The organism is Williamsia limnetica (assembly GCF_003217475.1).
Lineage (GTDB): Bacteria > Actinomycetota > Actinomycetes > Mycobacteriales > Mycobacteriaceae > Williamsia > Williamsia limnetica.
In genome coordinates this window covers 39,678-60,752 of the sequence record NZ_QJSP01000003.1, presented here as the reverse complement: position 1 = coordinate 60,752, position 21,075 = coordinate 39,678, and the positions used below count along the sequence as shown (strand labels likewise).

The 21,075-nt window shown below is 65.1% G+C and carries 20 protein-coding genes and 1 tRNA gene; 9 read left to right on the top strand and 12 right to left on the bottom strand.

What is annotated here, in order from left to right; translation table 11 throughout:
• Positions 1 to 51 precede the first annotated feature (51 nt).
• From DFR67_RS05310 to DFR67_RS05300, 3 genes are all read right to left on the bottom strand, one after another.
• Complete coding sequence (locus DFR67_RS05310; RefSeq protein WP_110468399.1) at positions 52 to 1,068, bottom strand: beta-ketoacyl-ACP synthase III; 1,017 nt, start codon at positions 1,066 to 1,068, stop codon at positions 52 to 54.
• Between the two features lie 97 nt (positions 1,069 to 1,165).
• Positions 1,166 to 1,741: an aminoacyl-tRNA hydrolase gene (gene pth / locus DFR67_RS05305; RefSeq protein WP_110468398.1), complete on the bottom strand. Its 576-nt coding sequence runs from the start codon at positions 1,739 to 1,741 to the stop codon at positions 1,166 to 1,168.
• Complete coding sequence (locus tag DFR67_RS05300) at positions 1,738 to 2,343, bottom strand: TetR/AcrR family transcriptional regulator (protein WP_110468397.1); 606 nt, start codon at positions 2,341 to 2,343, stop codon at positions 1,738 to 1,740. Before DFR67_RS05300 ends, pth begins: the two co-directional genes overlap by 4 nt.
• Before the next feature lie 66 nt (positions 2,344 to 2,409).
• On the opposite strand from DFR67_RS05300, the gene DFR67_RS05295 reads away from it, so the two are divergent.
• Positions 2,410 to 3,351: a DMT family transporter gene (locus DFR67_RS05295; protein ID WP_110468396.1), complete on the top strand. Its 942-nt coding sequence runs from the start codon at positions 2,410 to 2,412 to the stop codon at positions 3,349 to 3,351.
• On the opposite strand, the gene DFR67_RS05290 is transcribed toward DFR67_RS05295, so the two are convergent.
• Positions 3,352 to 3,984, bottom strand: coding sequence for a 50S ribosomal protein L25/general stress protein Ctc (locus DFR67_RS05290; RefSeq protein ID WP_110468395.1), 633 nt, complete (start codon positions 3,982 to 3,984; stop codon positions 3,352 to 3,354).
• Positions 3,985 to 4,227: 243 nt separating this feature from the next.
• Between DFR67_RS05290 and DFR67_RS05285 the strand changes: the two genes are divergently transcribed.
• A complete protein-coding gene (locus DFR67_RS05285) occupies positions 4,228 to 4,707 on the top strand; it encodes a limonene-1,2-epoxide hydrolase family protein (protein WP_110468394.1) in 480 nt (159 codons plus the stop codon).
• 17 nt (positions 4,708 to 4,724) lie between these two features.
• Here DFR67_RS05285 and arsC read toward each other — a convergent pair whose 3' ends face one another.
• The 3 genes from arsC to glmU are packed head-to-tail and all read right to left on the bottom strand — an operon-like array spanning position 4,725 to position 7,577.
• Positions 4,725 to 5,066: an arsenate reductase (glutaredoxin) gene (gene arsC / locus DFR67_RS05280; protein ID WP_110468393.1), complete on the bottom strand. Its 342-nt coding sequence runs from the start codon at positions 5,064 to 5,066 to the stop codon at positions 4,725 to 4,727.
• Positions 5,067 to 5,076: 10 nt separating this feature from the next.
• Positions 5,077 to 6,057: a ribose-phosphate diphosphokinase gene (locus DFR67_RS05275; RefSeq protein WP_110468392.1), complete on the bottom strand. Its 981-nt coding sequence runs from the start codon at positions 6,055 to 6,057 to the stop codon at positions 5,077 to 5,079.
• Complete coding sequence (gene glmU / locus DFR67_RS05270; RefSeq protein ID WP_110468391.1) at positions 6,054 to 7,577, bottom strand: bifunctional UDP-N-acetylglucosamine diphosphorylase/glucosamine-1-phosphate N-acetyltransferase GlmU; 1,524 nt, start codon at positions 7,575 to 7,577, stop codon at positions 6,054 to 6,056. Before glmU ends, DFR67_RS05275 begins: the two co-directional genes overlap by 4 nt.
• A gap of 102 nt (positions 7,578 to 7,679) precedes the next feature.
• Here glmU and fabG point away from each other — a divergent pair, with 102 nt between their 5' ends.
• The 5 genes from fabG (at position 7,680) to DFR67_RS05245 (ending at position 11,583) form a co-directional block, all read left to right on the top strand.
• The gene (fabG, locus tag DFR67_RS05265; protein ID WP_110468390.1) at positions 7,680 to 8,489 is read left to right on the top strand and encodes a 3-oxoacyl-ACP reductase FabG; all 810 of its coding nucleotides are present in this window, start codon (positions 7,680 to 7,682) and stop codon (positions 8,487 to 8,489) included.
• Between the two features lie 67 nt (positions 8,490 to 8,556).
• Positions 8,557 to 8,628 (top strand) — tRNA-Gln (locus DFR67_RS05260).
• 97 nt (positions 8,629 to 8,725) lie between these two features.
• On the top strand, positions 8,726 to 9,007 hold the full coding sequence (locus DFR67_RS05255) for a hypothetical protein (protein ID WP_146240375.1): 282 nt from the start codon (positions 8,726 to 8,728) through the stop codon (positions 9,005 to 9,007).
• A gap of 440 nt (positions 9,008 to 9,447) precedes the next feature.
• Positions 9,448 to 10,560 (top strand): DUF222 domain-containing protein, encoded by a 1,113-nt coding sequence (locus DFR67_RS05250; RefSeq protein ID WP_110468388.1) that lies wholly within the window; start codon positions 9,448 to 9,450, stop codon positions 10,558 to 10,560.
• A 336-nt stretch (positions 10,561 to 10,896) separates the two neighbouring features.
• A complete protein-coding gene (locus DFR67_RS05245) occupies positions 10,897 to 11,583 on the top strand; it encodes a TetR/AcrR family transcriptional regulator (protein WP_110468720.1) in 687 nt (228 codons plus the stop codon).
• A gap of 78 nt (positions 11,584 to 11,661) precedes the next feature.
• Here the strand turns inward: DFR67_RS05245 and DFR67_RS05240 are convergent, their stop codons facing one another.
• Genes DFR67_RS05240 through DFR67_RS05230 form a run of 3 tightly spaced genes read right to left on the bottom strand, consistent with a single transcriptional unit; the run spans position 11,662 to position 13,915 of the window.
• Positions 11,662 to 12,444 (bottom strand): dioxygenase family protein, encoded by a 783-nt coding sequence (locus tag DFR67_RS05240; RefSeq protein ID WP_110468387.1) that lies wholly within the window; start codon positions 12,442 to 12,444, stop codon positions 11,662 to 11,664.
• Positions 12,445 to 12,500: 56 nt separating this feature from the next.
• Entirely contained in the window at positions 12,501 to 13,016 is a 516-nt protein-coding gene (locus tag DFR67_RS05235) for a GNAT family N-acetyltransferase (protein ID WP_110468719.1), read from the bottom strand.
• A 5-nt stretch (positions 13,017 to 13,021) separates the two neighbouring features.
• Complete coding sequence (locus DFR67_RS05230; RefSeq protein ID WP_110468386.1) at positions 13,022 to 13,915, bottom strand: SDR family NAD(P)-dependent oxidoreductase; 894 nt, start codon at positions 13,913 to 13,915, stop codon at positions 13,022 to 13,024.
• A 145-nt stretch (positions 13,916 to 14,060) separates the two neighbouring features.
• Between DFR67_RS05230 and mfd the strand changes: the two genes are divergently transcribed.
• Both mfd and DFR67_RS05220 read left to right on the top strand, forming a co-directional pair.
• Positions 14,061 to 17,723 carry a transcription-repair coupling factor gene (gene mfd, locus DFR67_RS05225; RefSeq protein ID WP_245937741.1) on the top strand — a complete coding sequence of 1,221 codons (3,663 nt, stop codon included), beginning with the start codon at positions 14,061 to 14,063 and terminating at the stop codon, positions 17,721 to 17,723.
• Positions 17,720 to 18,394, top strand: coding sequence for a nucleoside triphosphate pyrophosphohydrolase (locus DFR67_RS05220; protein WP_110468385.1), 675 nt, complete (start codon positions 17,720 to 17,722; stop codon positions 18,392 to 18,394). The genes mfd and DFR67_RS05220 overlap by 4 nt, the downstream gene beginning before the upstream one ends.
• Before the next feature lie 77 nt (positions 18,395 to 18,471).
• Here DFR67_RS05220 and efeB read toward each other — a convergent pair whose 3' ends face one another.
• Both efeB and efeO read right to left on the bottom strand, forming a co-directional pair.
• Positions 18,472 to 19,806 carry an iron uptake transporter deferrochelatase/peroxidase subunit gene (efeB, locus tag DFR67_RS05215; protein ID WP_110468384.1) on the bottom strand — a complete coding sequence of 445 codons (1,335 nt, stop codon included), beginning with the start codon at positions 19,804 to 19,806 and terminating at the stop codon, positions 18,472 to 18,474.
• Positions 19,807 to 19,822: 16 nt separating this feature from the next.
• The gene (gene efeO / locus DFR67_RS05210) at positions 19,823 to 21,043 is read right to left on the bottom strand and encodes an iron uptake system protein EfeO (protein ID WP_110468383.1); all 1,221 of its coding nucleotides are present in this window, start codon (positions 21,041 to 21,043) and stop codon (positions 19,823 to 19,825) included.
• Between the last annotated feature and the right edge of the window lie 32 nt (positions 21,044 to 21,075).

The following is a 21,075-nucleotide window of genomic DNA, read 5'->3' as shown; positions in this document are numbered from 1 at the left end:
CACCGACCGTGCCGAACCGACCGCCGACCGTGCCGAACCGACCGGGGCCGCCTATTCGAAGGGGACCGGCGGGAGCTTGACGACCTGCGCCGCGTAGCTCAGACCCGCGCCGTAGCCGAGGAGCAGCGCGGTGTCACCGGGCTTGGCCTTGCCACGAGAGAGCAGGTCTTCCATGGCGAGCGGGATCGAGGCGGCCGAGGTGTTCCCGGTGTGCTCGATGTCGTTGGCGACGACGGCGTCCTCGCGCAGCTTGAGTCCGCGGGCGAGCAGTTCGTTGATGCGCGAGTTCGCCTGGTGGGGGATGAAGACGTCGAGTTCCGTGGCATCGATCTTGGCGGCGTCGAGGGCGCGCTGCGCGGCCTTGCCCATCTCGAAGGCCGCCCAGCGGAAGACGCTGGTGCCCTCCATGCGCAGGTACGGGCGCTGCTTGTGGTCGCTGTTGATGTAGGTCATCCAGTCGATGTCCTGACGAATCGCGTCGTACTGCGAGCCGTCGCTGCCCCAGATGACCGGGCCGACACTCTGCTCTTCGGCTGCGCCGAGGACCACTGCGCCTGCGCCGTCGCCGAAGATGAAGCAGTTGCTGCGGTCGGTGGGGTCGAGGGTGACAGAGAGCTGTTCGGAGCCGATGACGAGAACGTTGCTGGCGCTGCCTGCGCGGATCATGTCGGCGCCGAGGCCCATCGCGTAGCCGAAGCCCGCGCAGCCGACGGTGACGTCGAAGGCCGGCACACCGTTGGCGCCGAGAGCGGTCGCGACGGCTGTCGCCGCAGCCGGGGTCAGCAGGAGGTGGGTGTTGGTCGCGACGATGACGGCGTCGATGTCCGAGCCGCTGAGCAGTGCGTTGGCGATCGCCTTCCGGCCGCAGTCGATGGCCATGGTGGTCGCTGATTCCTCGGGAGCGCAGAACCGGCGGGTCTTGATGCCGGTGCGGGTGTAGATCCATTCATCGCTGGAGTCGATCTGCTCGCAGATCTCGTCGTTGGTGACAACGCGGTCCGGTCGGTAGGCGCCGATCCCGAGAATCCCGACGTTGTTGATCCCGGTTTTGTCAGCGATGACAGGCATAGCGTTCCTCTTCTCATTGCGGCTTGCACGGTGTATCGGTCGGCCGGCGCAGCTTGTAACAGGTTAGTTCAGGGCGGCTGCGAAATCTGCGAACAGGTCACCACGCATGGACTTGATTCTGGGCATCTTCGAGGCTGCGGCTGATGAGCAGTTCGATCGCGTCGGCTGCGTTCTCCAGCAGCAGCGGGACATCTGGACGTTCGGTGCTCGAGAAGGGTTTGAGGACGAAATCGGCGGGATCCTGGCGGCCCGGGGGACGTCCGACACCGAGCCTGACCCGCAGGTAGTCCTTGCTGCCGAGCGCCTGCGAGATCGACCTCAGGCCGTTGTGGCCACCTTCGCCGCCGCCCCGCTTGAGCCGGACTGCACCGAAGTCGATGTCGAGCTCGTCGTGCACGGCGATCAGCGACTCCGGTCCCGTCGAGTAGAACGCAGCCAGCGGACCCACCTGACGACCGGATTCGTTCATGAAGCACGTCGGCTTCGCCAAGACCACAGAAGTGCCGCCGAGCCGCCCGACAGCGACCTGCGCTCCGGACTTCTTGTGGGTTTTGAATTTCTCGCCGAGCTTTCCCGCGAGATGATCGACCGCCATCGCGCCCACGTTGTGGCGGGTCTTCTCGTATCGGCTGCCGGGGTTTCCCAGGCCGACAATTACGATCGCATCGGTCACGCGGCCATTCTGTCATCCATGCCCAGCAGCACCTGCGCGGTGCGTCGGGCGATGTCGGCGGCGTCGCGCTGTGCACCCGCCGTTCGCGCGACGATGCTGCCTTCGTGCAGCAACGTCAGCTGGCCTGCCAGAAAAGCTGGATTCGGGTAATCGGCTGCAGTGCAAGTGTATTCGAATAGATCTCGAACCCAGGTCTTCTCTTCGACGATGATCGGGACGCCGGGGTGCTCGGTGCCACCGAGCTCTGCGTATGCGTTCACGAACCCGCAACCGCGACCCCATGACGCCATCCACTGATCGGTGGCATCGAACACGGCGAGGGACTGCTCGGCACCGACTGCCTTGTCGGCGATGACATCGAGGACCAGCGTGCGCCAGCGGAGACTGCGTCGGTGCAGATACGCGACGATCAGACCGTCTTTCGAGCCGAACCGGTCGTAGATGGTCTTCTTGGTGGTGTCGGCAGCCTCGGCGATCGACTCGACCCCGACAGCTCGAATCCCGTGGCGGTAGAACAACGTGCCCGCCGCAGACAAAATGCGTTCGGCGGCTGGGGTCATCGGGGCTTCGACGGGCAAGGACAGTGTGGCGGCAGCGTTCATGGTGGTCTCTCCTGGTCGCCGGAAAATACACTGCAAGTATACCGACCGGTGTGTTTACCTGTCTACATGTTCAAAGCTTCGGTGATTCTGGTCCTGATGTGGAGCTCGGGATATCTGGGAGCCGAGATGGCGGCCAGATACTCGTCGTGGCACATGTTGCTCAGTTGCCGGTTCGCGGTCGCGGCCGTCCTCCTCATCGGGTTCTGCCTCGTCAGACGTCTACGCATCACCCGTGCCGGGATCGCGCGCCAGGTCGGCATCGGAGTTGTGATGCAGGGGCTCTACCTCGGTGCGATCAGTGCAGCGGTGGGTGCCGGCCTCAGCCCGGGGATCACCGCCCTCGTCTGCTCGCTACAACCTCTGGTCGTCGCGGCTGTTGCGGTGCCGATCCTCGGTGAGCGGATAGGGCCCCGCGAATGGCTCGGGCTTGCCGTCGGCATCGTCGGCGTCGGGCTCGTCGTCGGAGGCAAGATGAACTCCGGCGGCGCCCCGTGGTGGGCTTACCTCATGTGCGTGGGCGGCATGCTCGCGCTGGTCTTCGGCACGCTGACGCAGCGACGGATCAACGCTCCTGAACCGATGGCCGCCGCCCTCGCGGTGCAGTGTGTGGTAGGCGCCGCGATCTTCTGGGTGGTCAATGTCATTGTCGCCGACGTGGTTCCCCCGATGACGTTCGACTTCGCGTGGTCGTTGGCCTGGGCGATCGGATTTGCGACCTTCGGCGGCTGGGGTGCGTACATGTGGGTCAACCGAGAAGCAGGGCCCATGCATGTGAGCACCCTGCTGCTGCTGGTGCCGCCGACCACGATCCTGCTCGCCTGGCCGATGTTCGGCGATGCGGTCGGCCCCTGGGAGATCGTCGGTGTGGTGGTCAGTGCCCTCGGCGTCGCCATCAAACTCGTCGGCGGGCGCGCGCATGCCGAGAACGCGCAATCTGCGCCACAACGAACTCCGGCCCGCGACACCGAAGTGTGCGGACCGGAGTTGATACGAAATGAACGCGGGTGACTACTCGCTCTCGGCGGGGGCCTCTTCGCCCTCTGCGGCCGGAGCCTCAGGGTCGGCGTCGGACTCGGTCTCGGCCTTCTGGGCCTCGTTGACGGCCACGATGAGCGTCTCGGGATCGGACACCAGGGTCACGCCTTCGGGCAGCGTGAGTTCTGCGGCGGTGACGGAGAACCCGGCGACGGCGTCTTCGACCGACACGACGATCTGCTCCGGGATCGAGAGCACGTCGGCTTCGATCTCCACGAAGCTGGCGTCCTGGGTGACCAGGTTGCCCGGAGCGGCGTCGCCCTCGGTCACGATCGCGACCTCGACGGTCACCTTCTCACCGCGGGTGATGACGACGAAGTCGGCATGCTCGATGTAGTTGCGGATCGGGTGCACGTCGACCTGCTTGGTCAGCGCGAGCTGCTCGCCTTCGCCCTCGATCTTGAGGTCGACGACGGCGTTGAGGCCGTTGTTACGCAGGACGGCTGCGAAGTCGCGGGCCGGGACGAGCAGGTGGCGAGGGGTGGAGCCGTGGCCGTAGAGCACGGCGGGCACGTTGCCCTCGCGGCGGGCGCGGCGTGAAGCACCTTTTCCGCTTTCGGTGCGAAGCGCGACGTTGATGACGCTGGCCTGATTGGCAGATGCCATGGTGGATGTCTCCTCTGGTGATGCGGGTCTGAGTTCTGCGGGTCACGGCATATATCGGTGACAGCCACAGTCCACCCTGCGAGGAAGACCACGCCGCGCCGATCACGGTGACCACAGGTCACCCTCGCCGAGACAACGGGCCAAACTATACCGCACCTGCGCCGCAGCTCCGATTCGCGCTGATGGACGGGCCGCGAACCACTCGGCGACAACAACCTTGCCCCGGCAGGTAGCGTCGCCGGTATGGCAGACGCATTCGACACAGAGACCGACAGAACCGAAGCCGAGGTCGCCCGATCGTTCCTCGAGTTGTTCGCACTAGGGGACCTCGACGCCGCGATGGAACTGGCGCACCCCGACATCCTGTACACCAACGTCGGGGTCTCGACGATCCGCGGTAAGGCCCGCGTCGCGAAGGTTCTCAAGGTGATGGAGAACCCGCGCGCAGATTTCGGCGTCGAATTCATCAACGTCACGAGCGACGGCCCCGTCGTGCTGACCGAACGCATCGATGAACTCACCTTCGGCCGGTTCTCGATGCAATTCTGGGTGTGTGGCCGGTTCGAGGTCGAGAATGGCCTGGTCACCGTGTGGCGAGACTACTTCGACTTCTTCGACATGACGAAGGGCGCGCTACGGGGACTCGCAGCCATCGCTGTGCCGCGACTGCAGCGACGGCTGTCGAAGCCGACCTTGACCGCCATCGCGCCGTTCGGCGGATAGGGCAGACGGACCGCTCCCTACAAGATCTCGTCGACCGATTCGACCGGCCGCGTGAGCCGGGTGCCCTTGTCGGTGACGACGAAGGGCCGCTCGATCAGGATCGGGTTGGCGGTCATCGCGTCCAGCAACTGATCGTCGGAGGCGTCGGCGAGATCGAGGTCTTTGTACAGCGCCTCGCGTGTGCGTACCGCTTGGCGGACCTCGATCCCGGCGTCGGAGATCATCTTCTCCAGTTCGCTCCGGCTCGGCGGCGTCTGAAGGTATTTGACGATCGTCGGCTCGATCCCTGCATCGCGCATGCGTTGCAGCGTCTTACGCGACGTCGAGCACTTCGGATTGTGATAGATCGTCGCAGCCATGTGCGAACTCCTACGCGTTACCGTTGAAAAGGCTGGTCACCGAACCGTTTTCGAAGACCTCGCGGATCGTCCGACCCAGCAGTGGTGCGATCGAGAGCACGGTCAGATTCTCGAACTGCTTGTCCGGGCCGATCGGCAGGGTGTCGGTGGCGATGACCTCGCGTGCGCCGCAGTTGGCGAGACGCTCGGCGGCCGGGTCGGAGAACACACCGTGAGTCGTGGCGATGACGACGTCGCCGGCTCCGGCGTCTTTGAGGACCTTGACCGCTCCGGCGATGGTGCCGCCGGTGTCGATCATGTCGTCGATCAGGACACAGGTACGGCCTTCGACGTCGCCGACCACGCGATTCGACTTGACCTGGTTGGGGACCAGGGGGTCACGGGTCTTGTGGATGAATGCCAGTGGCGCCCCGTCGAGTGCGTCGGCCCACTTCTCGGCGACGCGCACCCGGCCGGAATCGGGGGAGACGACGGTGATGTCTTTGGTGCCGTACTTGTCCTTGACGTATTCGGCGAGCTGACCCTGGGCATGCATGTGGTCGACCGGACCGTCGAAGAAGCCCTGGATCTGGTCGGTGTGCAGGTCGACGGTGATGATGCGGTCAGCGCCGGCGGTCTTGAGCAGATCCGCGACCAGGCGAGCCGAAATCGGTTCGCGGCCACGGTGTTTCTTGTCCTGGCGAGCGTATGGGTAGAACGGCAGGATCGCGGTGATGCGCTTGGCCGATCCGCGCTTGAGCGCGTCGATCATGATCAGCTGTTCCATCAGGTGCTTGTTCAGCGGTGCCGGGCAGCTCTGCAACACGAACGCATCGGAACCGCGGACCGACTCCTCGAAGCGCACGAAGATTTCGCCGTTGGCGAAGTCGCGCGCGGTCTGCGGGGTCACCTTGATGTCGAGCTCGCGGGCGACGGCGTCGGCCAGTTCGGGATGTGCGCGACCAGAGAACAGCATCAGGCTCTTCTGGTTGTCTGTCGTGGTCCAGGTCACTGGGTGTCTCTTTCTGGTTGCTTGTTCTCGGCAAGTGGTGCGTCGAGTGCTTCGGCAGCGGCCCGGGCTGAGGGCGTACCGGGTCGCTTGGATTGCACCCAGCCGTCGATATTTCGTTGTTTGCCGCCGGAGACCGCCAAGGCGCCTGCGGGCACATCCTGCGTGAGAACCGTACCTGCTCCGGTGTAAACGCCATCACCGACGTTGAGTGGCGCGACGAACATGGTGTCCGAGCCGGTGCGACAGTGCTTTCCGATCACGGTCCGGGTCTTGTTCACGCCGTCGTAGTTGACGAAGACACTGGACGCACCGATGTTCGTGCCCTCGCCGATGGTGGCGTCGCCGACATAGGTCAGGTGGGGAACCTTGGCCCCGCGCCCGATGTCGGAGTTCTTGGTCTCGACGAACGTGCCGATCTTGCCGTCGTCACCGAGCACGCTTCCCGGGCGCAGGAAGGCGAACGGACCGACTTGCGTGCCCGCGCCGATCACCGACTCGCTGGCCTGCGTACGGATGATCGTGGCTCCTGCCCCCACCGTCACGTCGGTCAAGGTGCTGTCCGGGCCGATCCGCGCGTCCGTCTCGATACTCGTCCCGCCGTGCAACTGCGTTCCGGGCAGAATGGTGACGTCTGCCGCGATGACGACATCGACGTCGATCCAGGTGCTGGTGGGGTCGATGATCGTGACACCCGCGAGCATGTGGCGCGCAAGGGTGCGGCGGTTGAGCTCGGCTCCGAGGTCGGAAAGCTGCAACCGGTCGTTGCAGCCGGCCACCAGCGCGGCGTCGACAATATGTTTGGCGCGCACCACCTTCGAGTGGCGGTTCGCGATCTCGACGACGTCGGTGAGATAGAGCTCGTGCTGGGCGTTGTCGGGGGACAACTCAGCGAGCGCCCCACGCAGGTTGCGGGCGTCGAAGGCGTAGACCCCGGAGTTGACCTCGGTGATCCGGCGCTGCTGCTCCGTAGCGTCCTTTTGCTCGACGATGGCCGTCACGGCGCCGTCCTGGGTACGCAGCACCCGGCCGTAGCCCGTCGGGTCGGCAGCGGTGGAGGTCAGCACCGTCACGGCGGCGGCAGGCGACGTGGTGTGGGCGGCGATCAGATCCCGCAATGTGGGGCCGTCGAGCAGTGGGACGTCAGCAGCTGTGACGAGGACGGTGCCGTCGAAGTCGGCGGGCAGGGAGGCCAGCCCCGCGCGCACAGCGTCGCCGGTGCCATTCTGTTGCTCTTGGACCGCCGTCAGGACGTCGCGATCGAGGGTGGCGGCCACGTCTGCGCAGGCCGCGCCGACTTTTTCGCGATCGTGGCCGACTACCACCACCAGGTGATCGGGCTCGATGTCGGCGGCCGCATGCAGCGCGTGGGAGAGCAGTGAACGCCCGCCGATTTCGTGCAGAACTTTCGGGGTCGCCGATTTCATCCGGGTGCCGGCGCCCGCCGCGAGGACGAGGACGGCGGTCGGCCCTGAACGGGGTGCGACAGACGCGGTTGCCGCGGACTGGGTTGCCACGGACATAGGACTCCCTTGCCGGTTGGAAGCGGGGGAACGGCCCGATCCTACGCACCTCCGGAGGGCACTTGATACAACTGGTGGGGTTCGCCTGCGACACCTGGCGGGATGCTCACGGTGTCTGCGGCGATTGATCCGGGTTTCTTCGACAAAGGAGTTGATGTGAGCGAGCAGAGAACAGCGATAGTCACCGGTTCGGCGCGAGGGATCGGGGCCGCGATAGCCAAGAAGTTGGCTGCTGATGGTCTGGCGATCGCGGTCCTGGATCTCGACGAGGCCAGCACCGCTGACACCGTCAAGGCGATCACCGACGCCGGTGGCCGGGCGCTCGGAGTGGGCGCCGACGTCTCCGACGAAGACTCTGTTGCCGCCGCAGTCGAGAAGATCGCCAACGAACTGGGCGATCCGACGGTACTGATCAACAACGCGGGTATCACCCGGGACAACCTGCTGTTCAAGATGCCGGTGTCGGACTGGGATGCCGTCATGAACGTCCACCTGCGTGGTGCGTTCCTGATGACGCGCGCCGTGCAGCAGTACATGGTCGCCGCCAAGTTCGGTCGCGTGGTCAACCTGTCGAGCACCTCGGCGCAGGGCAATCGCGGACAGGTCAACTACTCGGCAGCCAAAGCCGGAATGCAGGGCTTCACCAAGACTCTCTCCATCGAACTGGGCAAGTTCGGCGTCACCGCCAACGCAATCGCGCCGGGGTTCATCGAGACCGAGATGACAGCCGCCACCGCGGAACGCGTCGGCGTCTCGTTCGAGGACTTCAAAGCGGCTGCTGCCTCGCAGATCCCGGTCGCACGCGTCGGCCAGCCCGACGACATCGCCAACACCGCGGCGTTCTTCGTCAGCGAGGGGGCGGGCTTTGTGTCAGGCCAGGTCATCTACGTTGCGGGTGGCCCGAAAGACTGATTCGCAGACGAGTGGTGGGTGCGTGTTCTCGCGCACCCACCACTCGTGGCACAATCGTTTTGCACAATCCGCCATGGTGTAATCGGCAACACTCCTGATTTTGGTTCAGGTATTCTAGGTTCGAGTCCTGGTGGCGGAGCAAACACGCTGGTGAAGACCAGAAATTGTCCTCGAGAACGGACTTGCGGACAGCATCGATCACCACGGTCACCCTGCCCCCGCCGGTGACCGAGACGGTGACTGAGCAAGCACCGGTGCCACCCCCGATCGTCCCGCCAGTCGCGGAGCCCACGGTCGAGGAGATTGCAGCAGCCCTCGGCGCAACGTGCGATACCCCTGGCTATGTGGGATTCGATGCCTCAGGAACTGAACTCGTCTGTCAGTACATGGGCGCCAACGGCGGCTACAGGTGGGTAAACATCGCGCCATCATCAGGACCCGGCCAACTCGGAGGTCAGTGCGATCCGGCAACCCAGGCGACGGCTCGCACCCCGGAGGGACAGGCTCTGCTGTGCTAGCCGGGCCCGAACGGTGAGCCGGGTATCTGGATGGACGGTCCCTAGCGTTCTGACCGGTGGGGCTCGCAGCAGCGCCCGCCGATCGTGCCCCTGTTGTCGCCGATCGTGCCTTTGCTGACGCCGAGCGTGCCCTTATCGCCGCCTAGCGTGTCGTTGAGTTCGTTGAACTCATTGAATTCGTTGAGTGCGAGCCTAATTCGATCGGTCGGCCTTCTCGGCAGCCTTCGGTGTCCAACGTGTTCAGGGGGTCGGCGGATAAGCCAGTTGTCCTAGGGTGTTGATATTCTTGCACTGAAAGTGCTGTGCTGCTGACTTACTCGTGAGCACAACTACGTAACTCGCTGCGCACCAATATCATTCGTCTGTTCATATGGTTGCGAACATGTGTTCGAGCCGGTAAGGTTGGTCGTAATCGATCGATCGGACGCGAGGGGGTCGCGGTGGACGTAGGCAAGGTAGTGGCGGAGCTGGTTGATCTGGCGGTGCCAGGGGATGCGCCGGGAGTGTTGGCGCTGGTTCGGAATCTGATCACGTTGCGCAATGCGACCGAGCATCAGGTGTCGGTGTGTGCGGCGGTGATCGACGAGTTGGGCCTGGCGCGGAAGGCGGGGTCAACGACCTCGAAGTTGTTGCAGGCCAATGGTTCCGCACCTGCGTCGGCGCAGCGGTGGGTGCGGATCGGCGCCGGCCTTGCGGGTTTGGATCGCACAGCAGGATGGGCTCGCGACGGGTATCTGTCGTCCGAGCATGTTGACGCGGTGGTCAAAGGCTTGGCCGGTATCGAGGGACGCTCGGTGGAGCCGGTGACCGACGCCCAGCGGTATGGGTTCGAAAGTCAGTTGCTCAATGCGGCGGTGTCGGGAGCGCCGCCGTCTGAGATCAGCGCCACTGCCCGGGCTGTGGGTAACGAACACGCCGCAGAGACCGGCGGGAAACCGCCCGCGGAAGATTCATCGCTGAACAGCCTCGATTATGCGGTCAGTAGCGACGGCCGCTGCGTCGGGAGGTTAGACCTGGACGTAAAGATCGGGGAGAAGTTGTTCTCGGCCCTGGACTTCTGGTCGAAACCACGTCCGGAGCCTGATGGGTCCCCGGATGCGCGTACACCGACGCAGGCCAGGGCCGATGCGTTGCATCAGTTGCTCGACTGCGGCGGTGGCGGGCAAGGCTTGGTGTCCGCGCCGCGGACCGAGGTCACTGTGACCGTGCCAGCCGATCACCCTGACCTGGCGTCGCTGCGGTGGATGGGCCCGATCACCGAAGCAACAGCAGCAGAGCTGGCGTGTGATTCGACGTTCACCTCGATCACCCTCGATGCCCGTGAGCGAAGGGTTGGGCCGCGGGCGATGCAGCGAGGAACGCGGGCGCGCAGCGACCACGTGACGAGCGAAGAGCGCGCAATGAGGCCCAACCCACGAGCGAACAATAAAACGCAGGGGGACGTGATCATGGGATCCGATGGGCACCCGTGGCTGATTCCCCCGGTCGAGATGGACCCACAGCAGCGACCGTTACCGGCCTACAACCGAAGAACCATGACGCTCGCCGCCTGAATCGTCTTACTGAACGACTCTGATTGACCTCTACAGACTTTCGGCCCAGTCGCACCCGGCTCACTCCGGGACCGCGCATGCAACCTTGACAACTCCATAGTGTGAAAGCGCACGGTGCTGCCTGCTCGAACGGGTCGGGTGGGCAGCACCGAGGCGGCCTCAGATATGTGGGCGATTAAGGTCCCCGTAGTCGATCGGCGCTCAATGTCCTGACGCAGTTCGTCAACGGCGCACACTGCCGATAGCGCGGTTGAGCAGTTGCCGGTTCGGATCCAGAACCGACGTGCGGCCTATAGTGAGCCGCACAGGTCAGCGTTCGTAACAGGAGGGACAGTGGTGACAGTCGACCGTCCCACCGCACAGGAAGACAAGGTCCAGCGCGCACCGCGCGCGAGGATGACCGGTACCCAACGTCGGCACCAGCTCATCGAGGTCGCCAGGGGACTGTTCGCCGAGCGCGGCTTCGAGGGTACGTCCATCGAAGAGATCGCACAGCGAGCAGGAGTCTCGAAACCTGTTGTCTACGAACATTTCGGCGGCAAAGAGGGGCTGTACGCCGTGGTCGTCGACCGCGAGATGGAAACGCTGTTGGAGATGGTCACCTCATCCCTGACCAAGAACAGATCCCGATACCGCGTTCAACAAGTTGCGCTTGCATTGCTGACTTACATGGAAGACCGCACCGAAGGCTTTCAGATTCTGGTGAGAGGCACCCCGACCTCAGGGGATTCGGGCCGCTATTCCAGTCTGCTCACCGACGCGATCAGTCAGGTCGAGCACCTGCTGGCCAGTGACTTCCAGCGCCGTGACCGCGACCCGGCGTTGGCCCCGCTCTACGCCCAGGCGCTGGTCGGGATGGTGACGGCCACCGCACAGTGGTGGCTCGACGTACGGGAACCCTCGAAAGAGGTGGTCGCGGCACATCTGGTCAACCTCTGCTGGAACGGGTTGATGCACCTCGAGCTCGATCCGCACCTGGTGGGACCCAACGAACCGCAGGACGACGCGACCTCCGAGTCCTGAATTGGTGGGTCCTGGCGAAGCCGACCTGCGGAAACGCTCGCCAGAAGCCACCAAAATCGGGAGGCCCGGGGCGGTCTACTAGGTCAGTTGCAGGCTGCGCTTGCTCAGGCCCATCCAAAAGCCGTCGATGACCTGCTTGCCGGCCTGTTCGGCGTCGTCGCTGGCACCGAGTGCGACGAACAGCGGCGACCAGTGCTCGGCGGTGGGATGGGCATAGGGCATCCCCGGGGCCAGCGTCTGAAAACGGATCAGCGAATCCACGTCGCCGGCCGCGAAGCGTTCGCCGGCCCAGAGGTCGAACTCTTTCGACCACGTCGGTGCGACGGCATCAGGTCGCCAATCGCGCAGGAATGGCAGTCCGTGCGTGGTGAACCCCGACCCGACGATCAGGACGCCCTCATCCCTCAGCGGCCGAAGTCGTCGGCCCAGGTCGAGCAACTTCTCCGGGTCGAGCGTCGGCAACGAGATCTGCAAGACCGGGATCTGCGCCTCCGGGTACATGACAGTCAGCGGAACGTATGCGCCATGATCGAGCCGGCGGTGCGAATCATGATGCACTGCCTGCTGATCCGGCATCAGCGCGGCGATCGTGGCCGCGAGCTCGACGGCGCCGGGAGCGTCGTACCGGACCCGATAGTAGTGTTCCGCGAACCCGCCGAAGTCGTATGTGAGGGGCACAGTGGGGTCTGTTGCGCCGATGGTCAGCGGCGCGGACTCCCAGTGTGCCGACACCATGAGGATCGCCTTGGGGACGGGCAACTCCTTGGACCACTGCTTCAACTCGGACACCCACAAGGCGTCGTCGACCAACGGGGGAGCCCCGTGGCTCAGATACAGGGTCGGCATACGCGTCATGGTCATGATCTTACTAACAGGACCGCGGTCCGCTTCATTCCGTGGTGAACCGCAGGCGCAGCTCAGGTCGGTGGCGCATCCGAATCGTCGAGGTCGAACTGCATCAGGATGCAGTCGACCCAGATCCCGTGCTTGTAACCCACCCGCTTGAGTCGGCCCACCTCTTCGAAGCCGGCCTTGGCATGCAGTGCGACAGATCCGGTGCCTGCACTGTCGGCAATCACCGAGATGACCCGGCGGACGGAGGTGGCGGCAACCGCATCGAGAAGGGCCCGCAGCAGCGTCTTGCCGTACCCCTTTCCGGTGTGATCCGGGCTCAGATAGATGGTGTTCTCCACCGTCCAGTCGTACGCCCGCTTCACCCGATACTGACCGACGTAGGCGAAGCCGACGACGGTTCCGTTTTCGTCCTCGGCGACGAGGAACGGCAGTCGTGCGGCATGGAGGTCGGCGCGTTTGATCTTCCAGTCGGCCGCAGTCGGGGCGTCGTAATCGAAGGTGATCACCGTGTGGTCGACGTAGTACTTGTAGATCTCGGCCACCGCGACGCAATCGGGCGCTGTAGCGGGGCGAATCATGATCGTCACAGAGCGAACCTGGTGCCCGTTGCGTCCTCTGCGTGCTCCCAGAGCAGACCCGCGGTGCGAAAATCGCAGGCGGCTGGGGTGCGCCCGACAAAGACGGGTCCACCGCGCAGACCGAACCTGCCGTCAGGTCCGACGTACGCACCCGAGGGCACCTCAGGAGTGAGGGCATAGAGCGTCATCGCCGCGCCCTGGGCAGGGCTGTTCGCCAGAACGTTTCCCGCCCCCTCGATGATCTTGTCGATCGGGCCGATGCCGGTGACCCCGAGAATGCCTGTGGTTGCCCAGCCCGGATGGGCGATCGCCGTCGAGACCCGCGACCCCGCGGCCCGCAGTCGGCGGTCGAGTTCCAGGGCCCACAGCATGTCTGCGAGCTTCGACTGCGAATATGCCTTCGGTCGGCTCCACCCGCGTCGCTCGAAATGTGGATCGTCGAGTCTGATCGTTCCGGTCTTGTGTGAGGTCGACCCCACGATCACCACCCTTTCGGCGATGTTCGGCAGTAGCAGATTGGTGAACGCGAAAGGCCCCAAAAAGTTGGTGCCGAAGCACATTTCGAATCCGTCGACGGTCTGTGTGTGTTCGCGCGCCATCACGCCTGCGTTGTTGATGAGGCTGTCGACTTTCCCCAGCCCCTCGGCGCACCGCCTGACCGATGCCAGATCGGCGACGTCTAGTTCGACCACTTCGGTACGGGCTCCGGTGGTCTCGGCCGCGAGCTGGGCGGCGCGCTCCTTGCCCCGTTCGAGGTCCCGGACGGCCAGCACCACCTGAGCACCCACCCGCGTGAGGCCACGCGCGGTCTCCCAGCCGATGCCGTTGGTCGCGCCGGTGACGACGACGCGCTTGCCGTCCATCCGAGGCAGGTTCGCCGCAGACCAGCGTGTTGTCATCCCGCCAGCTTAGTGGAGAACGCGGCCTCGGCGGGGTCGTGGACTACGGCCTCGCCGCTTCACCAAGCCCGGTCACCTCAGGACCGTCCACGCAGGGGAGACACTGCGTGGTCGGGTGTCGGACGGCACCCGTAAACTGGTTGTTGTGACTGGGCCCTCTGCTGCATTTTTCACGGGACAGCTGTCGGGACTGGCACAGATCGCGGCGTCCGACGCCGCGCTCACCGGTCTCGTGGCCAAGCTCGGAACGCCGGAACAAGAGTTCGTAGGACCGCCCGCCGCGCGGCCGTTCGTGATCGCCGCGATGGCGGCCGCCGCGCCGGGCCCGATCCTCGTGGTCACGGCCACCGGGCGCGAGGCCGACGAACTCACCGCCCAACTACGCGACATGATCGGCAAGACGGTCAGTCAGTTCCCGTCCTGGGAAACACTGCCGCACGAGCGGCTGTCCCCGTCAGCGGACACCGTCGGTCAGCGCCTGCGTGTGTTGCACCGTCTCCGCCACCCCGAAGACGAGAGCTACGGTCCACCACTGAAGGTCGTGGTGACCACCGTCCGCTCGCTCGTGCAGCCAATGGCGCCCGGTTTGGGCGACTTCGATGCGATCACGCTGCGCGAGGGAGCCGAAGTCGACTTCGACGACCTGATCGCAAAGCTGGTCGAACTCGCCTACACCCGCGTCGACATGGTCGGCAAACGGGGTGAGTTCGCCGTCCGCGGCGGCATCCTCGACGTGTTCCCGACGACGACGGACTACCCCGTGCGCGTCGAGTTCTGGGGCGACGAGATCACTGAGCAGCGTGCGTTCTCGGTTGCCGATCAGCGCAGCCAGCCCGAAGTGGACATGAAGCTGGTCCACATTCATCCGTGCCGTGAACTGCTGCTGACCGACGGGGTCCGGATGCGGGCCGCCGACCTCGCCGAGCGGGTGTCCGCGTCGGGTACAGACGCCGAGAAGGGTTCCACCGGCCCGCTGGTGGAGATGCTCACCAAACTCTCCGACGGGATCGCGACCGAGGGCATGGAAGCCCTCATCCCGGCGCTGGTGCCGGGGCAGATGCAACTGCTGACCGAGGTCATGGCCACGGGCACCCACGTGTTGGTCCTCGATCCCGAGAAGGTCCGGACCCGCGCCTCGGATCTGGCCCGGACCGGTGCAGAGTTCCTCGAGGCGTCCTGGACTGCCGCCGGTGGCGGCGCGGAGGCACCCATCGACCTCGGTGAGGTCCTGCATCTCGAGGACAGTGCTTACCGGTCACTCACCGAGGTGCACGCGCAGACCGTCGCTGCCGACCGGTTGTGGTGGACGCTGAGCCCGATCGGTATCGGCACGGAACTCACTCTCGCTGCCGGCCCCGCGCCTCGCGGCGATGAGGGCGAGGTCGCGAAAACCTTTGCTGCGCTGCGTGTGCACATCAACGCCGGAAATCGTGCGGCCATCGTCGCGGCCGGAGCGGGCACCGCCGAACGTATCGTCGAACGCCTCGGTGAGGCCGATGTCGCGGCAAAGCTGGGCGAGGCCGGCGAATTGCCCGAACCCGGCATCGTCTCCGTCCTGCGCGGTGCACTGACCTCGGGGCTGGTGTTGCCGGACGCCGGACTGGTGATCGCCACAGAGCCTGACCTCACCGGTGCGCGGATCACCGGGGCCAAAGACGGTCGCAGGCTGCCCGCCAAGCGCCGCAACCAGGTTGACCCGTTGGCGTTGACCGCCGGCGACATGGTGGTGCACGACCAGCACGGCATCGGCAAGTTCGTCGAGATGATCGAACGGACCATCGGCGGCGCGCGCCGCGAGTACTTGGTGATCGAGTACGCGCCCAGCAAACGCGGCCATCCCGGCGACCGATTGTTCGTGCCGATGGACTCGCTCGATCAGCTTTCGCGCTACGTCGGCGGCGAGACCCCGTCGCTGTCGAAGCTCGGCGGCTCGGATTGGCAGAACACCAAACGCAAAGCGCGCAAAGCTGTTCGGGAGATCGCGGGTGAGCTCGTGCAGCTCTACGCTGCCAGGCACGCCGCGCCCGGTTACGCCTTCGAGCCCGACACACCCTGGCAGCGCGAGATGGAAGACGCTTTCGGGTTCACCGAGACGATGGACCAGGTGACGGTCATCGGTGAGGTGAAGGCCGACATGGAACGACCCGTACCGATGGACCGCGTCGTCGTCGGCGACGTCGGATACGGCAAGACCGAGATCGCGGTGCGCGCCGCGTTCAAGGCCGTGCAGAGCGGCAAGCAGGTCGCTGTTTTGGTGCCGACAACCATTCTCGCGCAACAGCACCTGGCCACCTTCACCGAACGCATGCAGGGGTTCCCGGTCACGGTCGCGGGGCTGTCGCGTTTCACCGACACCAAGGAATCGCGCAAGGTCATCGACGGACTCGCCGACGGCAGCGTGGACATCGTCATCGGAACCCACCGACTGCTGGCGTCAGGTGTCCGCTGGAAAGACCTCGGTCTGGTTGTCGTCGACGAGGAACAGCGGTTCGGTGTCGAGCACAAGGAGCACATCAAGGCGCTGCGTACCCACGTCGACGTGCTGACCATGTCGGCGACTCCGATCCCGCGAACGCTCGAGATGTCGATGGCCGGAATCCGTGAGATGTCAACGATCTTGACCCCTCCGGAAGAGCGGCATCCGGTGCTGACCTACGTCGGCGCCTATCAGCAGAAGCAGGTTGCGGCCGCCATCCGTCGCGAATTGCTCCGCGACGGACAGGTCTTCTACGTACACAACCGCGTGAGCACCATCGACAAGACCGCGGCCCAGATCAAGGAGATGCTTCCCGAGGCCCGGGTCGTGGTGGCGCACGGTCAGATGGGCGAGGATCTGCTCGAACGCACCGTCACCGGCTTCTGGGACCGCGAGTACGACGTTTTGGTGTGTACCACCATCATCGAAACGGGTCTGGACATCTCCAACGCCAACACCCTGATCGTCGACAGGGCCGAGGTGCTCGGACTCTCGCAGCTCCATCAGCTGCGTGGCCGCGTCGGCCGCAGCCGGGAACGCGGTTACGCCTACTTCCTCTACAACGGTGACAAGCCGCTGACCGAAACCGCGTACGACCGCCTCGCGACCATCGCGCAGAACAACGAGCTCGGCGCCGGCATGGCGGTGGCCCTCAAGGACCTCGAGTTGCGCGGCGCCGGAAACGTGCTGGGCGCGGAGCAATCGGGTCACGTCGCGGGCGTCGGGTTCGACCTCTACGTCCGGCTGGTGGGCGAGGCCGTCGAAGCCTATCGAGCAGCAGCCGATGGCAGGCCGATCGCCGCAGAAGAAGACCGCGAGGTCCGGATCGACCTTCCTGTCGATGCCCACATCCCACCTGATTACGTCGACTCCGACCGGTTGCGCCTCGAGGCGTACCGGAAGTTCGCGTCGGCCGACACCGCGGAAGAGATCGCCGGCGTCGTCGATGAACTCGTCGACCGCTACGGTCCGCTGCCGCCCGAGGTCTCGCGGCTGGTCTCCGTCGCGAAGCTGCGGCAACTCGCGCGTGAACTCGGTGTCACCGAGGTCGGTGTTGCGGGCAGCCAGATCAAGGTCTCGCCGCTCAAGCTCCTCGATTCGCAACAGGTCCGGCTCAAGAGGCTGTACCCGAGCGTCGTCTACCGGGCTACCACGGGAGTGGTCGGGCTACCGATTCCACGGACCGGCGGCATCGGCAGCGACAGGGTGCGCGACGTCGACCTGGTGCAAGTGGTCGCCGACCTGATGCTGGTGGTGGACGGCCGCACGCCGGGTTCGGTCAACATGCGCCTGCCCGGCGAGGCGACGGCAGAGGCCGCGGGCAAGAAATGACCGACGAGTCCGGCGGCGTCGGGCAGCCCAACGGGTACGAGTTGCTGGCAGCGGTCGAGCTGATGGACCGGCTGCGGCGCCACGGACCCTGGGAGCGGGACCAGACCCACGAATCTCTGCGGCGCTACCTGGTGGAGGAGACCTACGAACTCCTCGACGCCATCGATTCGGGCGATCGCGATCACCTGCTCGAGGAATTGGGCGACATCCTCCTGCAGGTGCTCTTCCACGCCCGGATAGCCGCCGACCGCGCCGACCGGCCCTTCGATATCGATGATGTGGCAAGGGCTTTCACCACGAAGATCTCCGCACGCACGCAAGGTGTTCTCAGCGGCAGCGAGATCGATCTGCAGACGCAACTCGAGGAGTGGGAGACACGTAAGGCTGCGGAGAAGGCGCGGGGATCGGTGTTGGACGGCATCGCGACCGGTCAGCCGTCACTCGCATTGGCCCAGAAGGTTCTCGAACGTCTTGACGCAGCGCATTTTCCGCGCGACCTCCTGCCGCGGAACGTCACCGACATCCGGGTCACCGCAGAAGGGCCGAGCATCGAGGATGACCTCCGTCAGTCGGTGCTCGCCTTCATGGCAGAGATCCGACTCGCTGAAACCGCCGCTGCACCCGGTGAACTCAAGAACGCGGACTTCTGGCGCACCCACTATCCCCGCTAGCCCGATGTTGGTGGGTTCCGGCGAAGCTGACCTGGGAGTTCAGTCGCCACAACCCACCAAAACCGGGGTCGGGCGGGTCATTCGAAGAGTCGCTGGCCCCAGTACTCGCCTTCTTGCAGCCCGGGGGGACAGGCGAACAACGCCGTCCCGGTGTGCATGAGGTACTCCATCATGGCGTCCTTGCTCGCCAACGCCCGCTGCATCGGGACGAACTGGGTGTGCGCGTCGCGGCAGTAGGCGATGAAGAACAAACCGGCGTCGAGGTGACCGAACCCGTCTGATCCGTCGGTGAAGTTGTATCCGCGCCGCAGGATCCGGACACCGCCGAGGTTGTCCGGATGTGCCAGTCGCACGTGGGCAGTGCGGCCGATCAATGGTCCGGTGCCGTCGCCGAGGTTGAAGTCGGGGTCGTCGAACTCGTCGACCTTGCCGAGCGGTGCGCCGTTGCCCTTGAATCGTCCGACGATCTGCTCTTGTTCCAGCAACATCGCCCGATCCCACGGTTCGATGTCCATCCTGATCCGGCGGGCCACCAGGTACGAGCCACCGGTCATCCACTGTGCCCCTGGCGGATTGTCCGCGCCTGCGACCCAGACGTGTTGGTCGAGCGCTGCAGTGTCATCGGACTTGATGTTCGAGGTGCCGTCCTTGAACCCGAACATGTTTCGCGGTGTCGCCTGCGCTGTGGTGGTCGAGGAGGTCCGGCCGAAGCCGAGTTGGGACCAGCGGACGCTGACGACCCCGAATCCCATACGCGCGAGATTGCGGATGGCGTGCACCGCCACCTGGGGATCGTCGGAGCACGCCTGGACGCCGATGTCGCCGAAACTGCGTGGACGTTCGATCGCGTCGGCGACGAAGGCCGGCAGATCCTGCAGGGCAGGCGGTTTGCGGTCCGCGAGACCGAAGCGGTCGACGCCCGTCGGGTTGGCTGCGCTGGGGCCGAACAGCCCTGGCCCGAAGCCGATGGTCAGGGTCAGCGAAGCCGCCGAGAGCCCCAGCGCTTCTCCGGTGTCAGCCGGGGGAGTGTAGTCACCCAGCTCGAGGGCGCCGCCTTCGACGGTGTCCAGCCCCCGGGTCATCCGCTCGGCTGCGGCGGTCCATCGCTTGAGCATGTCGATCAGCTCGTCGCGGTTGTCGGTGATCACATCGAACGAGGCGAAGTGCAGCCGGTCCTGTGCCTCGGTGATGATGCCCGCTTGCCGTGTCCCGTAGAAGGGGACGACGTGGGCGCTTGCATCGGCTGCGGATTCGGCTGCGGTCGACCTGCCCACCGCAACACCTCCGGCCGCTGCAGCAGCGACCACACCGACGCCGGCAGCGCCGAGCACCACCCGGCGGGTCACGCCAGTGCGGTGCTCGGCGCCTGATGGCGCGGTCTCTTCGGGGCCGGTGCCCCCGGGTTCGGTCATGAGTGTGCTGCCTGGGTCACGACTGGCCCATCACCAGTCCTGGTACGAGGCTCAAGCTCTGCGAGAGCGCATCGATCTGATCGGAGAAGGTCTTGCGGGCCTCCTCGGGGACCTGGTCGTATGACTGGAAGCCGTCGGCGGTCTGGTATTTCTCGATCGAGGTGCGGACCTCCGCGAACTGCGCAGTGATCTTGTCCATGAGCTCGGGGTTCTTCGCCGAGATGATCGGCTGCATCGCCGCGATCAGCGTTTCAGAGCCGTCTACGTTGGCCGCGAAGTCCCACAGGTCGGTGTGGCTGTAACGGTCTTCCTCGCCACCGACCTTGGTGGCCGCGACCTCGTCGATGAGCGCCTGCGGGCCCTTGACGAACGAACCGGTCTCGAAGGTGAAGTCGGTCTTGTCGACTTCTTCTTTGAGGGTGTTGACGTTGGCCAGCAATGCATCCGCGGCCTTGTCCGCTTCCGCCTTGTTGTCGGTCGCGATCGCGTTGTCGAAGTCGGCCTGGGTCACATCGCCGGGGTTGTCGCCGATGTCGGCCTGCTGCGGAGCCCACAGGAAGCGCTCGAGACGATGGAAACCGGTGAAGGGTTGCGCGCCGTCTTCGGTATCGTCCCACCGCATGTCGATCGCGGGGTCGAGGTCGGGGAACGACTCGGCCACCGGCTCGATGCGCTCGTAGAACGTACGGGTCAGACCGAACTGGCTCTTGGCGGCCTCGAGGTCGCCTGCTTTCACCGCGGCGGTGAAGGTCGCGGTCTGCGCCGCCAGCCCATTGACCTGGCCTCGGACGTAATCGAGGTAGGAGGCCTTGGCCTGCTCGACGTCCGCAGGAGTCTTGGCCTTTTCTTTGGTCTCACCGGTGACGTTGAGTTCGGTGCGGATGCCGGAGCCGACCATGCCCGGCTTGCAGGCGGTTTCGTACTTTCCGGGCTCGACGATTTCGACGGTGAGCTTGCCGGTCAGGCCTGGCCCGATGTTCTCGACCTCGCCGAGGACCCGATTGTTGTTGCCGTAGACGTAGAACTCGGTGACCTTGTTGCCGTTGTTGGTGACGTTGAACGAGACGTTGCCGGTCTCCGCGTCCGTGCTGGCGAGATCGCAGCTGTCGTCGGTGGTGGACACGGCGATGTCACCCTCGGACGCCTCGGTCTTGTCGGTACAGGCCGCCAAGACGAGTGGGCCGGCGACCGCCGCGCACATCAGCGCCACGACCTTCGTCGATCGGGTTCGTTTCATGTGGGGAGTACTGCCTTTCTTAGGTGACCGGA